Annotated in this window: 12 protein-coding genes; all 12 read right to left on the bottom strand. The window is 46.1% G+C overall.

What is annotated here, in order from left to right; translation table 11 throughout:
* Nucleotides 1-25: 25 nt before the first annotated feature.
* Entirely contained in the window at nt 26-2020 is a 1995-nt protein-coding gene (gene nagE, locus EJO50_RS03405) for an N-acetylglucosamine-specific PTS transporter subunit IIBC (protein ID WP_125971604.1), read from the bottom strand.
* A gap of 1068 nt (nt 2021-3088) precedes the next feature.
* Nucleotides 3089-3520, bottom strand: coding sequence for a flagellar export protein FliJ (gene fliJ / locus EJO50_RS03400; RefSeq protein WP_164521419.1), 432 nt, complete (start codon nt 3518-3520; stop codon nt 3089-3091).
* A gap of 18 nt (nt 3521-3538) precedes the next feature.
* Nucleotides 3539-4873 (bottom strand): flagellar protein export ATPase FliI, encoded by a 1335-nt coding sequence (gene fliI / locus EJO50_RS03395; protein ID WP_233702205.1) that lies wholly within the window; start codon nt 4871-4873, stop codon nt 3539-3541.
* Between the two features lie 55 nt (nt 4874-4928).
* Entirely contained in the window at nt 4929-5891 is a 963-nt protein-coding gene (locus EJO50_RS03390) for a flagellar assembly protein FliH (protein WP_164521418.1), read from the bottom strand.
* Between the two features lie 144 nt (nt 5892-6035).
* Complete coding sequence (gene fliG / locus EJO50_RS03385; RefSeq protein WP_125971598.1) at nt 6036-7043, bottom strand: flagellar motor switch protein FliG; 1008 nt, start codon at nt 7041-7043, stop codon at nt 6036-6038.
* A gap of 67 nt (nt 7044-7110) precedes the next feature.
* Complete coding sequence (fliF, locus tag EJO50_RS03380) at nt 7111-8838, bottom strand: flagellar basal-body MS-ring/collar protein FliF (protein WP_125971597.1); 1728 nt, start codon at nt 8836-8838, stop codon at nt 7111-7113.
* 114 nt (nt 8839-8952) lie between these two features.
* On the bottom strand, nt 8953-9276 hold the full coding sequence (fliE, locus tag EJO50_RS03375) for a flagellar hook-basal body complex protein FliE (RefSeq protein ID WP_125971595.1): 324 nt from the start codon (nt 9274-9276) through the stop codon (nt 8953-8955).
* Between the two features lie 143 nt (nt 9277-9419).
* Nucleotides 9420-10778: a sigma-54-dependent transcriptional regulator gene (locus tag EJO50_RS03370; protein WP_125971593.1), complete on the bottom strand. Its 1359-nt coding sequence runs from the start codon at nt 10776-10778 to the stop codon at nt 9420-9422.
* A 14-nt stretch (nt 10779-10792) separates the two neighbouring features.
* Nucleotides 10793-11875 (bottom strand): protein-glutamate methylesterase/protein-glutamine glutaminase, encoded by a 1083-nt coding sequence (locus tag EJO50_RS03365; protein WP_125971591.1) that lies wholly within the window; start codon nt 11873-11875, stop codon nt 10793-10795.
* A gap of 16 nt (nt 11876-11891) precedes the next feature.
* Entirely contained in the window at nt 11892-12500 is a 609-nt protein-coding gene (gene cheD / locus EJO50_RS03360; RefSeq protein ID WP_125971590.1) for a chemoreceptor glutamine deamidase CheD, read from the bottom strand.
* On the bottom strand, nt 12497-13351 hold the full coding sequence (locus EJO50_RS03355) for a CheR family methyltransferase (protein WP_125971588.1): 855 nt from the start codon (nt 13349-13351) through the stop codon (nt 12497-12499). The genes cheD and EJO50_RS03355 overlap by 4 nt, the downstream gene beginning before the upstream one ends.
* Nucleotides 13352-13465: 114 nt before the next feature.
* Nucleotides 13466-16294 (bottom strand): methyl-accepting chemotaxis protein, encoded by a 2829-nt coding sequence (locus EJO50_RS17715; protein WP_206434440.1) that lies wholly within the window; start codon nt 16292-16294, stop codon nt 13466-13468.
* Nucleotides 16295-16298 lie beyond the last annotated feature (4 nt).

Raw genomic sequence — 16298 nt, 5'->3', positions numbered from 1 at the left:
CTTTTTTATTTCCGTTCAAGCAAACTTACTTCGCTTTAATCGTATAAAGCGCAGTTTTACCCGCTTCCACGTGACCTGTAGCAAACTGGGCAACGCTGTCAAACTGATCAACATTGCTCAGTACAATCGGACTAATGATCGATACAGCGTGTATTGCCAGATATTCCAGATCAAGCTCCAGTACTGCATCACCCGCTTTTACACGTGAACCCTGTTCAAGTAAACGTGTAAAACCCTTGCCGCCCAGCTGCACAGTATCCAGACCAATGTGCACAATCAGCTCGGCACCATTATCAGCAATCAATGCAAATGCATGGTTAGTGTTGAAGATTTTAGCAACCACACCATCAACAGGGGCAAGAACCAGATTGCTGCTTGGACGAATTGCCAAGCCCTCACCTACGGCCTTACTGGAAAATGCAGCATCAGGTACATCAAGCAGTGATACGACTTCACCACTTATAGGCGCAAGCAATACTAAATCACCCTTCACTTTCTGAGCCGGAACATCAGCTTTAGCAGTAGCAGCAGGAATTGCAGTGCTCACTCCTTTCGCTGCCAGCAACTGGCTCATACGTGTGGCAATCAGCTCAGCCTTAGGCCCAACAATAATCTGAACATTTTGTTTATTGAGCTTGATAACCCCTGAAGCGCCAAGACGCTTGGCTGCAGCCTCATCAACAACGGCAGTATCGTTCAGTGTTAAACGCAAGCGGGTAATACACGCATCAACCGCTACAACATTTGCAGAGCCACCAATCAGGCCAAGATAAGCATGAGCCAGTGAATCGGTATCACCACTTACCGGAGCAGCATCTTCAACTAAACCTTCTTCTTCATCTTCCTGACCAGGCGTTTTGAAGTTAAACGCTTTGATGGCAAAACGGAAGCTAAAGTAGTAGATAGCAAAGAAAGCAAAACCTTGCAGAACCAGCATCAGGATGTCTTTTGCCAGCGGGTTTTTAGTTGATAACACCAAGTCAACCAGACCAGCACTGAAACCAAAACCAGCAATCCATTGCATGCTTGCAGCGATATAAACCGACACACCGGTTAACACAGCGTGCAATACATACAGCACAGGGGCAACAAACATAAAGGAGAATTCAAGCGGCTCAGTCACACCAGTAAAGAATGCAGCAAAAGCAGCAGCAATCATCAGGGAAGCAACGCGCGCTTTGTTTTGTGGCTTAGCAGTGTGGTAAATCGCCAGCGCCGCACCAGGCAGACCAAACATCATGATCGGGAAGAAACCTGCTTGGTACATACCTGTTACACCCAATACCGCCTTGCCTTCAGCCAGGGACTTAGCACCGCCCAGGAAATTAGGAATATCGTTAATCCCTGCAACGTCAAACCAGAACACACTATTCAGGGCGTGATGCAAGCCTACAGGAATCAACAAGCGGTTAAAGAAGGCATAAATACCCGCACCAGTGGGGCCCATACCCATAATACTTTCACCAAAATGCACCAAGCCATTAAACACGATTGGCCAGATATACATTAACGGGAAAGCAACAACCAGCATCACAACCGAAGTCACGATAGGCACTAAACGGCGGCCACTAAAAAATGCCAGGGCTTTATGCAGCTCAACACCACTAAAGCGGTTGTATAGCTCCGCAGTCATCACACCAACCAAGATACCCACAAACTGGTTATTGATCTTAGCGAATGCTTTTGGCACCTGATCCAGAGGAATGCCCTGAATCTGTGCAACTGCGCCCGGTGAAAGTAATGTGGTCAGTACATAGTAACCAACCAGACCCGATAAAGCAGCCGCACCATCTTTATCTTTAGACATGCCATAAGCAATACCCACGGCAAACAATATCGACATATTGTCGATAATTGCAGCCCCCGACTTAATCAGAAAGGCCGCTAATGCACTATTACTACCCCAGCCATTTGGATCGATCCAATAACCGATTCCCATTAAAATGGCAGCCGCTGGCAACGTCGCCACCGGCACCATCAGCGCACGGCCGATTTTCTGTAAATAGCCCAGAATATTCATAACATCCCCTTTTTTAGTCTTGCTCAAGCAACGAATATAAGCACAGCTCTAACCGTTTTGAAGTGCGAGGTGACAGATTTGTCATAAGCCTCGCAAGACATATTTGATACACCTTACATCACCAAACAAGCAGGATTATTCACTGAGCAGTGACAATTAGCAATCGAAAGATAAACAAGCTCTTGCATAAAAATGACTTAAGCTAAGAAATAGCAAGAATATGAAAAAATTTAAGTGCTAAATTCCGGCTATCAGACAAAATTTATTATCATAAAATAAATACTTAACAAATAAAAAGCCAAAAAAACCGCATGATTAATCACTTAATTTCACGCGTTGAATCTACAGAAATCATCTGATATAAGTATTGAGCAAACTCAAATAGCGGGATTATTCTGATCGAAACTTACCGAAGCAAGCGGGTGTATGCATCAGCGTTAAACCAATTATGCCAAAATGCAATTACCTGCTGCTTAGCACAAAAACCTGTATAAAAATGAGTACGCCAGCCCAGGTCCTCCTTAATATTGATCTACTGCCGTCAGCACCTCAACTCCATCAACCCCAAACAAACAGAAACTAAGTCTGGAGATGCAGCTTAATTTGTACCTGCGCCACATCCACTAACCTATACAGGCCTCTTTTTTCAATAATAGGCTATATCCTAAATCAGCCTTCCCCGCTTCAAAATTAGCATAAGCTGTTTTATTTCCCACCATTAATCCTGTTAATACATATAGGTTTGAGTATCACGTTTAACTCTTTACCCATATTCAAGTTTTAGTATCAGTGATCTTTTATGTTACAAAGTGGTTTACGATTAAACCAAGAAAGATAGCCCCAAATATAAAGAACAATAGCCATAAAAAATACCAGGCTTAAAAGATATCAAACCTGTTATTTTCTTGATAAAGAAACGAATTTAAATAGCAAAAGTATAGATTGATTAAAAACAAAGCAGTCTATTTTTAATGATATAAATCAGCGGACTAACAGACTTACCCACATCTTATCCTTACGCAGGCAGGATTTATTCGTGGATAAAACAAGAAAATATAAAAAGGCTCTTTACCGGGGGCGCTGCCGTGTATTGAATTCATCATTACTACGCTGCTCATTACGCAATTCTTTTTGCATTTCCACAGCTAAATGCCGCTGCTTCAAAGCCTCAAAGGCTTTTACTTTTTTTTCACACTCCAGCCAGGCATCGCGATGCGCCGCGTACACATCCGCCAAACGCTCAATCTCTTGCTGCTGGGATAATGCAACATCATCCAGTTTTGCCAGAAATAATTGAAAATCACGCCATTGGACAATCGTCATCCCACTCTGCCCGCTCCCCAATAAACGGGTACGATATTCAACTCTGTACTGATCAACCTGATCAAGCTTTCCCTGAGCACTTAGCCAATTAGCCTGAGCAGCCTGCATCAGCCGCGCAGCATCTTCTCTTGCATCGATAGCGAGCACTAGTAAAAATGCAAAACGAAACTGGGCCACGGCACTCATCCCTGCTAATTACATCAAGAGCTGATAAAGCTTCATTCTAGCCCCATCATAGCGCTCACACTCGGCAATATCCTGCTGCAAAAAAGCTTCAAAGCTTGGGTTTCGCCGGATAGCCTCATCCAGCACAGGATCAGAGCCTGGCACATAAGCACCCACGCTGATCAGATCACGGCTGCGCTGATAGCGGGAATAAAGATATTTGAAACGCCGGACCACAGCGAATTCTTCCGGCGAAATAATATCGTTCATCACCCGGCTGATTGAGGCTTCGATATCAATCGCAGGGTAATGCCCTGCCTCGGCCAGCTGACGACTCAGCACAAAGTGACCATCCAGAATCGCCCGGGCATTATCGGCAATCGGGTCCTGCTGATCATCCCCTTCGGATAAAACAGTATAAAAAGCGGTAATCGATCCCCCACCCTCTTCAGCATTACCTGCACGCTCGACCAATTGTGGCAAACGGGCAAATACCGATGCCGGATAGCCTTTAGTGGCAGGCGGCTCGCCCACGGCCAGGGCAATTTCGCGCTGCGCCATAGCGTAGCGTGTCAGTGAATCCATAATCAGCAACACATGCTTGCCCTGATTTCTAAAATACTCAGCAATTGAAGTTGCGTAAGCTGCACCATATAAACGCAGCAAAGGTGGCGTATCTGCAGGTGCAGCCACCACGACCGAGCGCTTTAAGCCCTCATCACCCAGAATATTTTCAATAAAATCTTTCACTTCCCGGCCACGCTCACCAATCAGACCCACCACAACCACATCGGCAGTGGTGTAACGTGCCATCATGCCCAGCAATACCGACTTACCCACACCAGAGCCTGCAAATAATCCCAAACGCTGGCCGCGTCCAACAGTCAGCATGGCATTAATCGCCCGCACGCCCACATCCATCACATGGCGAACCGGCTCACGTGTCATCGGGTTATAAGGGCGTGCAAATAGCGGCATATAATTGTCGTGCTCAATCCGGCCTTTACCATCGAGAGGCCGTCCTAAACCATCCAGCACCCGGCCTAATAAACCCCAGCCCACCGGCATCTGACGACCATGATCTTCCAAACGGCGCTGTAGCGGGCGCGGATGGCCATAGTCCGGCACCCACGCTTCCACATCTTCATGTGGCACAACCTGAGCTCCCGGCTCTACGCCATAAATTTCGGCAATCGGCATCAGAAATAAACGATCTTCATTAAAGCCGACCACCACAGCCTCGACCGAAGCACCGCTGGGTGTCATCACATCACAAGACGAACCAATAGCGAGTCGCAGACCAACCGCTTCAAGTACCAGACCCGAGACTCTGACCAGGCGCCCACGCGGCAGCCACGGGCGCATCCAGCGCACCGCATCTTTGCAATCAGCCAAATACTGCCGGCAGCCTTGCAGCGCTTCAGTCATGATGCCCGGATTCAGCAGAGAGCTGGCTGTCAGAGGCCGCAATATTTTCTCCGGAAGGTACGGCTTCTTCCGGCGATAAAGCCGGTGCTACCGTAGGTGCTGCAATCGGCTCGGGCACGCCTTCAGCAGAAGATAATTCAAACAAAGACTCGCTATTTTCCGCAGCAAAAGATGAAGGAGGCCCAGCATGCTCTTCGCTCTCCCCCCAGCCCAAATCAGCCCTGCCATGACGCCCCAGAACGCGCAGGATGTTTCCCCAGCGCACAGGCAAAGACAAATCGACGGCTGAATCGGGCGTTTCAATGCGGCAACCACCGGTTTCCAGCTGCGAATCAGGTAATAAGCGCCAGGTATCCGCCGGAAAATCTCCACCCAGCATCCCTTCAACTGCAAGCAGATCGTCAGGATTCAAAAAAACACGTGATGGGGATCTTGCTGCAGGCAAACTGGCTAATACTTCGCGCAAAAGGGGTAACAAGCGCTCTGGCGCATGCTGAAGTTCGTCCCTTACCATCTGGCGGGCAATGGCAACGGCTAAATCAAGCACTTCATTTGACAGCGTGGCTTCCGCTTTTTTCAGCGTGCTTTCAACACTAGCCAAAACTAAGCGCAGACGATTCGTTTCATCCTCAGCCATCAGGCGCCCGGCCTCCAAACCCGCCTCGAAGCCTTCACTCTGGGCGCGCTGAACAATGGCCTCGATTTCTTCTGCTGTGGGAAAAGCAACATCTGCATCAGGTACATCAATCGATTCAGTTGGAAGCGGTGCCAAGTCCTCTTCAGCATCTGGCCCGGTGTTGTCTTCTGCTAAAGACAAATCCGGAGTTTGATCCAAAGGTACCAAGCTTTCTTCCCCTAAAGCAGCGGCTTCTGCCTCGGCCTCATTCAGAGAACCTAACTCCCATTTTTCCCAGGCACTTAATTGTCCACGAGGAATCACGCTCAGACTACTCATTTTGACGCCTCGAAACACCACCGTTTCTAAACAGAGCAAGGTGTGTATTACGAAAACCGGCACGCCCTGCATTTAATGGACAGGGCAATATTTCTGGTACACAGCACCGCATCGCAAAGACAATGCGATTTTTCAATATGACCATTATTCAACTAACCCTTCATCACCTTTACCGCCCAGCACAATCTGGCCTTCATCGGCTAACCGGCGAACAATTTTAAGGATTTCTTTTTGTTCTGCTTCAACTTCAGACAACTTGACTGGTCCGCGTGCTTCTAAATCATCGCGCAACATTTCAGCCGCCCGCGAAGACATATTTTTGAAAATCTTTTCCTTGAGCGCCTGGCTGGTTCCTTTAAGCGAGATAACCAGTGAATCAGATTGAATTTCACGCATAAGCAATTGAATACCCCGATCATCAATATCCAGGATATTGTCAAAAGTAAACATTTTGTCCTGGATTTTCTGTGCCAGCTCCGGATCATAATCCCGCACACTGGCCATCGCTGACGCTTCAACCACCCCGCCCATGAAATTAAGAATGTCAGCCGCCATTTGTACCCCGCCCATCGCGCTCTTTTTCAGCTTATCGGAGCCAGACATCAGTTGCGTCAGAACATCATTCAATTCTCTAAGCGCGACAGGCTGCACACCTTCCAGTGTAGCAATCCGCAGCAGTACATCATTACGCTGGCGCTCAACAAAATAACTCAGAATTTCAGAAGACTGATCAGATTCTAAATGCACCAGAATCGTCGCGATAATTTGCGGGTGCTCATTTTTAATGAGCTCGGCTACCGCAGATGAATCCATCCATTTAAGGGATTCAATTCCGTTATTATCATTGCCCTGCAAAATACGGTCGAGCAGATTGGCCGCTTTATCTGTGCCCAAAGCTTTAGTCAGCACCGAACGGATATATTCATCTGCGGCGCCAAGATTGGCGCGATTTTGCGTTGAGGCAATAAACTCCCCAAGTAACACATCAATTTCTTCACGCTTTACCGCCCCCATTCCTGCAACAGCAAAGCCTAGTTTCTGTACCTCCTTGGGACCCAAAAACTTAAAAACCTCAACGGCAACATCCTCACCCAAGGTCATCAATAATAATGCGCTTTTACGTACACCTTCATCACTTAAATCAGCAGCCATTGTTTGCTCCTCAAGACACTTTTAACACCAAAACACCGCTGCTTTGCTGCAGTTTGTGCTAATTACTCTAAGAAGGTTTCTTATTTGGACCACCGTTTTTATCGTCAGGATTAAGCATCCATTCCCGCAAGATCGTAGCCACCATACGCGGATCATCTCTTGCCAGCTCTTTGGCCTGCTGCAACAGCTCAGCAAAAATAGCCATCCGGTTCTGGTTCTCGTCTTCTTCCGGCGTCTGATCATTTGCGGTCAGTTTTTCACCATCAGGCCCGAGTGTTTCGCCAAAATCCAGCTCCTGGATACGTGCTTCCTCGCGTGTTTTGGCCATGTCTTTCATCAATGGCCGCAACACAAAGAACAACAAATAAAGCACTACAATCGCAATCAGTGCCAACTTACCCACATCGGTGGCATTACCCTGAATATAAGCCAGCGCCTTATCCTGCATTTTCTTTTCTTCGAGCGGCAAGGAACCCGCAAATGCCGCGTTCACTACATTAACCGAATCCCCCCGCTCCTTGTTGTACCCTATTGCTTCGCGCACCAGATCGTTAATCTGAGTCATTTCCTGCGGACTAAACGGCAGATAAGTCATCTTTCCCGATTTATCTTTACCCGGCTTATAATTGAGCACCACCGCCGCAGATAGCCGTTTTACCCCGCCTACCTGCTGCTTCACATGCTGAATGGTTTTGTCTACTTCGTAGTTAATTGTCGCTTCTTTACGGCTATTAGCCGTGCCGGTCACGCCTGCTTCAGAAGCACCCGATGCAGTGGGAGCCGTAATAGGCGCAGCAGCGGCACCGGGGGGCTGGTTTGATAATGCGCCTGGCACACCACCGGCCAACTCACTACTTGATTTGCCTTGTAAATCGAGCGTTTGCTGGCTGCGCATAGCAGAGCTATTAGGCGGAGAATTAGGCTTAAAGGATTCTGATGTTTGCTCAACTTCAGCAAAATCAATTTGGGCAGTCACTTCGGCTTTAACGTTTTCTTTACCCACCAGCGGAGCAAGAATTGTTTCAACACGCTCGACAAAGCCTTTTTCTACATGCTGTACATAAAGTAACTGACGCGGGTCTAAATTGTTCTGGCTCATTTCAGGCAATTTAGATAGTAAATTACCCTCCTGATCCACAATCGTTACATTTTTAATCGGCAACTCAGGCACGCTGGATGAAACCAGATGAATAATCCCCGCAACCTGGCCACCATCCAAAATACGGCCGGCATAAAGCGTTAACATTACCGATGCAGTTGGCTTTTGCTGATCACGCAGAAATACAGTCTGTTTAGGCATTGCCAAATGCACGCGCGCTTTACTCACCGAAGCAACAGTTTCTATAGAGCGGGCTAATTCACCTTCAATTGCACGCTGATAATTAACCTGCTCTGCAAATTGGGAAACACCAAATTTTTGATTGTCTAATAATTCAAAGCCCGCATTACCCGATTTAGGTAAACCTTGCGCTGCAAGTTTTAATCTAACATCGTAAATCTTATCGGCGGTCACCGAAATAGTGCCCCCGGGATCAAGCTTATAGGGCACATTCATTTGCTGCAGCGATTGAACAATAGCGCCGCCGTCTTTATCAGGAATATTGGTAAACAAAATACGATAGGCAGGCTCTTTTGACCACAATAAATTACCCACAATAAGCGCAATCACTGCAGCGACAGCAACCATCAGGCCCATTTTTCGCCCAGCAGGCATCGCAGCGAAGCGCTCGCGCGCCACCCCGAAGCCTCTTGCCGTAATCAGATTATTATCTGCCGCTGCACTTACCTCTGCCATACGTCGAAATCCCATGCAGGCTTTAATGAGCCTGTCTAAATTCTAGTCTAAATATTTCGGCAATGCTTTCACGAAATACTCAGGCTAGCTGGGGATCCGGACAGAGCCGGGGCATCAGACCTGCATACTCATGACTTCTTGATAAGCACTGACCAGCTTATTGCGTACCTGCACCATCGTTTGAAAAGAAAGGCTGGCTTTTTGCAAGGATACCATTACATCTTGCAAATTGGCTTCCGGCGCGCCGGATTGAAATGCAAGCTGTTGCGCCTGAGCGTCTTGCTGCACCTGATTGACCTGATCCAAAGAAGATTTAAGCATTGACGCAAAGTCTGGCGAACCAGCAATAGGCTGCGCCTGCGCTACAGCCTGCCCTCCTGCGAGTGCAGACATTGCTTTTAATTCGCCAAGAACCTGATCGATTCCCTGCACGCTCATGACTTATATCCCCTTTTAGGCCGTTAATCAATTGATCCAGCCATCAGCACAGCCGCAATGGTAGAGACAGACTAAATGCCTTGTTTTCAAATTGTAGGTGCTCAGACTAAGCTACTGCAAGCAATTCCTGAGCCACCTGCGATTCAAATCGATAAATCCGGGTTTTGTTCACGGTACTGCTGCAATTTATAACGTAATGTTCTTTCACTCATGCCCAGCTTTTCTGCCGTCGATTTACGCGCACCACCGAGCGACCTGAGTGTTTCCAATATATGCCTTTTCTCTAGTTCTTTGATATCACTGACGACAGTCGGCGCATCATCGCACGGCAACAAACCGGTTAAAACGGACACATCGGCAATATTTGCCGCCTTGGCGGAAAAAATTTGCGGCAAATAAAGGTGCTCGACAGCAATCTCATCACCCGGAGCCAGAATAAGTGCTCGCTGCATCACATTGTCTAATTCACGAATATTGCCCTCCCATTCATTGGCCAAAAGCACAATTTCGGCAGCCAAAGACAAGGTAGGCACGCGCCGTTTTTGCCTTGCAGCATGCCTTGCCAGCATCGCTTTAGCCAGGGGCAGGATATCGTTGCTGCGCTCCCGCAAGCTCGGTAAATGTAAGGGAAAAACATTCAAACGATAGAACAAATCTTCACGAAAACGCCCGGCAAGCACTTCCAGCTTCATATCCCGATTAGACGTTGCCAATACGCGAATATCAATCTGCACCGGCTTATTCCCACCTACACGCTCCACTTCGCGCTCTTGCAATACCCGCAGCAATTTGGCCTGCAATGCCAGAGGCATTTCCGAAATCTCATCAAGCAGCAAAGTACCCCCATTTGCCTGCTCAAATTTACCCAGATGCTGAGTAGCAGCGCCGGTAAACGAGCCCTTCTCATGCCCAAACAGCGTTGACTCCAGTAATTGCTCGGGAATAGCCGCACAATTAATGGCAACAAACGGACGATTAGCCCTGCCACTATTGCGGTGTAAAAATTGTGCCAGGACCTCTTTACCTGTGCCCGACTCGCCAGTAATCATAACCGAAGCCTCAGAAAGAGCCACGCGTCGTGCCATTTCTAAAAGGCTAAGCATCGCCGGATCTTCTGCAATCACCTCATCATCATCGCTGTCAGGCAGCATGTATTTGGCTACTTCCTGAAGCAGGCGGTCTGGCTCAAAAGGCTTGGGAAGATAATGACATGCACCGGAGTGTAATGCGGCTACCGCTTTTTCAATCACGCCATAGGCCGTCATTAAAATAACAGGTAGATAAGGGTAAATAAGCTTAATTTCTTGCAGAAGTTTTTCACCATCCATAGGCTGCATCTGCACATCAGATAACACCAGCCCCACTCGATGGCACTCTAATACACTTAGTGCATCTTTGCCGTCTTCAGCAACAAGAACCGAATAGCCACCTAATTCCAGCGTGTCAGCAAGTGCTTCTCTTAGACTATCATCATCTTCAACAATTAATATTGGTAAATTCATCCGGCATATCGCTTTCAAATTCTTACATTACGCCCGCCATGCCGGGTCAGATAAGCCAACACCCGGCCAGAAATTTCTTTCAGTGGCAATACTTCATGCACCCCACCCAGCGCAATCGCCTCTTTAGGCATGCCAAACACCACGCAAGAAGCCTCGTCCTGAGCATAGTTATAGGCCCCGGCCTGCTTCATTTCCAGCATCCCTGCGGCACCATCTTTGCCCATCCCCGTTAAAATCACACCAATCGCATTTTTCCCAGCCAGATTAGCCACTGATCTAAACAAGACATCAACCGAAGGACGATGACGATTTACAGTTTCTCCCTGTGATAAATGACAAACATAATTTGCACCGGATACACCCAGCAACAGATGAGAATGCCCCGGTGCAATATAGGCGTGCCCTGGCAAAACACGCTCGCCGTGCTCAGCCTCTTTCACCGTAACACTACAAAGGGAATTAAGCCGGTTTGCAAAAGACTTAGTAAACATCTCAGGCATATGCTGCGCAATCAGAATCGCTGGTGCATCCGGCGGCATGGGCATGAGAAACTCTTTGAGTGCCTCGGTGCCCCCCGTCGATGCTCCTACAATAATCAGTTTTTCAGTTTTTAAAATCGGCCTGGATACTTTTGGAAGAACCACATCCGCCGAATTATTTGGCGTAACATTGCTGCTGAACATTGGCTTCACTTTTGCCCCCGCTGCGCAACGTATCTTTTCTCGAATATCATCAGCATATCCTTGAATCCCACGCACAATATCCAATTTGGGCTTGGCAATAATATCAACTGCCCCCAACTCTAAGGCACGCAGAGCTGCTTCTGAACCCTGCTCAGTCAAAGAGGATATCATAATCACCGGTGTGGGTTTAAGCCGCATCAGTCTTTCAAGAAACTCCAGCCCATCCATTTTAGGCATTTCAATATCAAGCGTAATGACATCGGGATTTAATTCGCGAATTTTTTCTCTGCCAATCAGCGGGTCAGGTGCGCTGGCAATACACTCTAAATCAGGGGCTTCATTAATAATTTCTGCCAGCAGATTCCTCATTAAAGCGGAATCATCAATAACAATCACCCGGACCTTTTTTTTCATGGTTTATTTTCCGCAATTAGAACAGGTCAATGTCCCCACCCTGCTTGGCATATTGCAATCTTGAACTGTAATCTTTTTCCCGCTCAACAATTGTATTATTATGCACAGCCTTTAATTTTTTAACCAGAACCCGGCCAGTTTGCGGAAAAAAATAAACTTTCCGGGGAAAAATATCGAGCAAATCTTCTGAGACCACGGGAATTCTTTCCAAATCTAAAAATGAGCGGACAAAATCAACATTTTTCTGCCCGATATTGGATACAGTAAACCCGCGTAAAACATTACCCCCACCAAACACTTTGGCTTCCAGTGAGCTTTTAGATCCCCCCATTTTCATAATCTGATTAATGAGCATCTCCATTGCATAAGTGCCATAACGCGTTGCCAAACCGGCCATGGCAGTGGCTTCATCAGCCGCTTCCGGCAACATAAAATGATTCATCCCCCCTATGCCAGTTCTTCTATCTCGGATACAAGCCGCCACACAGGAGCCCAACACCGTAACCAGGAGCATATTTCTCCCGGTAACATAATATTCACCTGGTAAAAGTTTTGCGGCATCAATATCAAAACTCTTATCAAAATAGAGTGTCGGCGCCAATACCTCTTCATACCCCTTACTCATTTTGATAATCCCCATTCATGAATGGCTTTATCAGTAAGCCGGTATACCGTCTTACCACAAGAATAAAACCATTCGGACATATGATGAAGATTTTCTGAGTGCCCTACATATAAAAAACCATTAGGCTTTAATAACCGGCCCATTTTTTCAAGCATCACTTTCTGAGTGGCCTGATCAAAATAAATCATGACATTTCTACAAAAAATAGTATCAAAATAAGGTGTTAACGGCCATGAATTTGCCAGCAAATTAATTTGCTTAAATTCAATCATTGCTCTGAGTTCTTTTCTAACTTTTGCCTGCCCGGCATTTTTTCCAACACCTTTTAAAAAAAATATTTTACATTTTTCCGGAGAAACCTTATCCAGTTTATCCATAGAATAAATACCATTTTGAGCTTTAGCTAATACTTGGGTATCTAAATCAGAAGCAATAATTTGAACATCAGAATTAAAACGTCCATATACTTCTACCGCAGTCATTGCCAGAGAATAAGGCTCTTCACCGGTACTTGAAGCGGAGCACCAGATACGGACCGGGCCGTGCAATTTATGCAACTGATCTGAAAGCATTTCAAAATGATGCTTTTCTCTAAAAAAAAAAGTCAAATTGGTTGTCAATGAATTAGTAAATTGCTGCCATTCTTCATGCTTGGGATCTGCTTCCAGAAAATTCAGATAATCGCTAAATTTTGCTAAATTCAAAGCTCTTAAACGCCGTGCCAAACGACTATAAACCATAGGTTGCTTACTTTCATTCAATCGAATTCCCGCCCGAGCATAAATAATACTAACCACACGACGAAAATCTGTATCAGTAAATACAAAATCTTGCTCTCGCTCATTACTCATATTGGCAAACTCATTTAATTACCACGGAATACCAAGCCCGCCATTAGCACGGCCTCATTCAAATAAATACGAGACGCAACAGGCAAGCAAAGCCAGACCTGGCAGATCTGGCTCTTAGGCTAAAAACTGATTAAAACTCTTCCCAATCACCATCATCAGCAGTAGGACTAGATAGTTTTTTACCGGTACTTCCCGATCTTTGCACTGCGATATGGCTGATATGAGGTGCTCTGGCGGCGGGTACACTGCTACGAGGTGCTGCCAGCTGTTTAGTCCCCCCCCGGCATGCTGATGAGCAGCCCCCACTTTGAAGATGGCAATTGCATCAGCAAGACTGCCTGCTTGCTCTTCCAAGCTTTCTGCTGCTGCTGCTGCCTGTTCAACCAGCGCAGCATTTTGCTGGGTATTTTCATCCATTTGCACCACGGCCTGGTTCACTTGCTCGATACCGGAGCTTTGTTCAGCACTGGCTGCAGAAATCTCGCTCATAATATCGGTTACACGCCGTACTGCAGTAACCACCTCCTGCATGGTCCGCCCGGCCTCATCGACCAGACGCGATCCAGACTCAACTTTAACAACCGAATCACCAATCAGAGATTTGATTTCCTTTGCAGCAGCGGCAGAGCGTTGCGCCAGATTACGCACTTCGCTCGCCACAACTGCAAACCCCCGGCCCTGCTCACCTGCCCGTGCCGCTTCAACGGCGGCATTAAGTGCCAGAATATTAGTCTGAAAAGCGATACCATCAATCACAGAAATAATATCGACAATCTTCTTGGCGCTGCTATTGATTTCAGACATAGTTGAAACGACCTGTTCAACCACACCGCCACCCTTCACCGCAATATCTGATGCACCAATGGCAAGCTGGTTCGCCTGCCTGGCGTTTTCTGCATTTTGTTTCACAGTTCCAGTTAATTCTTCCATGCTGGAGGCCGTTTCCTCAAGGCTGGCGGCTTGCTGCTCAGTACGGCTGGATAGATTATTATTACCTGCTGCAATTTCTTGCGATGCAGTATTAATCAGGCCAACTGAATCTTTAATTTGCATGACGATTTCAGATAAGCGCTCACCCGTTAAATTACAGTCGTCTTTTAGCTGCCCCAGTGTGCCTTTGTAATCATCATTAATCGTTTCAGAAAGATCACCACGTGCTAAAGCACCCAGCACCCGCACTACATCCGCCAGACCTTTTTCATTAGAGGCCATTAATTGATTCATGCCCTCACAAAGCTTAAGGGTAAAGCCCTCTTTACCTTCCATTTTGGCGCGTTTTGAGAAATCGCCGTGAATAGCGGCAGCCTCAACAATTTCAGCAATTTCAGACTCGACCGCAACTTCCAATGTGCGGTCAAGCCACTCGACAACGGTTCCCTGACGGACGCCATGCTCATCATTTACCGGATTTGCAACCAGTTTAAAGATATGCCCTCCCACCACAATCTCAGCGGTATAAGTGCTGCGTAAATTTGACAACATATCACGCTGATGTGCCGGGTTTTTATGGAAAATATCGACATTCTGGCCCACCAGTTTACTTACATCGAATTGTGGCAAAACTTTGCGCAATTCATTTTGCGCCGCGCTTAACATATGACTTACCGATTTATTCATATAAATAATTTCACGATCATTATTTGCAATCATTACATTGGTAGTGCAACCATCTAAGGCCGCTTTAATTCGACTATTATCGGCACTAATTTTACGCTCTGTTTCCTGGCGTTTTTCTTCTGCAGCTTTAGCCTGCAATTCAGCAGACAAATCCTGCCATTCCACGACCGTACCTAGACGGTTATTTTCTTCATCCAGCACAGGGGAAGCAATTAAGCCAAAAGTGCGTCCACCTACAATAATCTGTGTTTTATATACGCTGCGCAGATTAGCCAGCATATCTTTTTGATGCGCAGGATTTTTGTGGAAAATATCAACATTTACCCCGCCAGCCTGAACCTGCCTTGCACTGAATTGAGGCAAATCTTTACGGATATCCGCTTCAGCAATAGAAAGCATATCCACAACCGCTTTATTCGTATAAATGATATTTCTGTCATTATCAGCAATCATCACATTTGAAGATACACTATCTAATGCAGATTTAATTCGTGAATTACTTGCAGCCAACTGGTTCGCCTTATTAGCCAAAGCTAAAGATTCAGTTCTATCCTGCCACTCTACAACCGTACCGACTCTGACTTTGCCTACCGAGAAAACCGGAGTCACTAAAAGATTAAAAGTTCTCCCACCTAACTCAAGCTGGGTTTCATGTACCGAGTTTAAATTTACCAGCGTATTACGTTGAAAAGCCGGGTTTTTATGGAATATATCAATATTGCTGCCTAATACTTTAGATGCTGAAAAAGCCGGTAAATCTTTACGTATATCTAATTCAGCCTTATTCAACATTCCTTCCATAGAGGCATTAGTGTAAATAATATTATAATTTTCATCAGCCATCATTACATTAGTTGAAGCAACATCCAGCGCTGATTTCAAGTTGGCACTTTTAACCGCATCTGTTACATCAGAGGAAAATTTAATCACCTTATAAGGTTTACCATTAGCATCAAAAACAGGATTGTAACTCGCCTGAATCCAAACTATTTTTCCTCCTTTACCAATTCTCTTATAGATTCCTGAATCAAAATCACCCCGCCTCAATTTATCCCAAAAAGCGATATATTCTGAAGACTGTCTTTGAACAGGATCAACAAACATACTATGATGCTGATCTTTTATTTCACTTAACCGATAACCCAAACAGCTTAAAAAATTTTCATTTGCAGTTAGTATCTTGCCATTTAAATCAAATTCAATAACCGCCTGTGCTTTTTCAATGGCATCAGATCTGGCTTTAAGTTCCTGCAATTCAGCCTGCATGCTTAATACTTGTTTTTTACTAGCTTCTTCTTTAGCGGGGTCTGAAAAGAGATTGAACATGGTA

The sequence above is a fragment of the Iodobacter ciconiae genome (assembly GCF_003952345.1).
Classification (GTDB): domain Bacteria; phylum Pseudomonadota; class Gammaproteobacteria; order Burkholderiales; family Chitinibacteraceae; genus Iodobacter; species Iodobacter ciconiae.
Note: the sequence above shows the minus strand (reverse complement) of the source record. Positions and strands in the feature narration are given on the sequence as shown.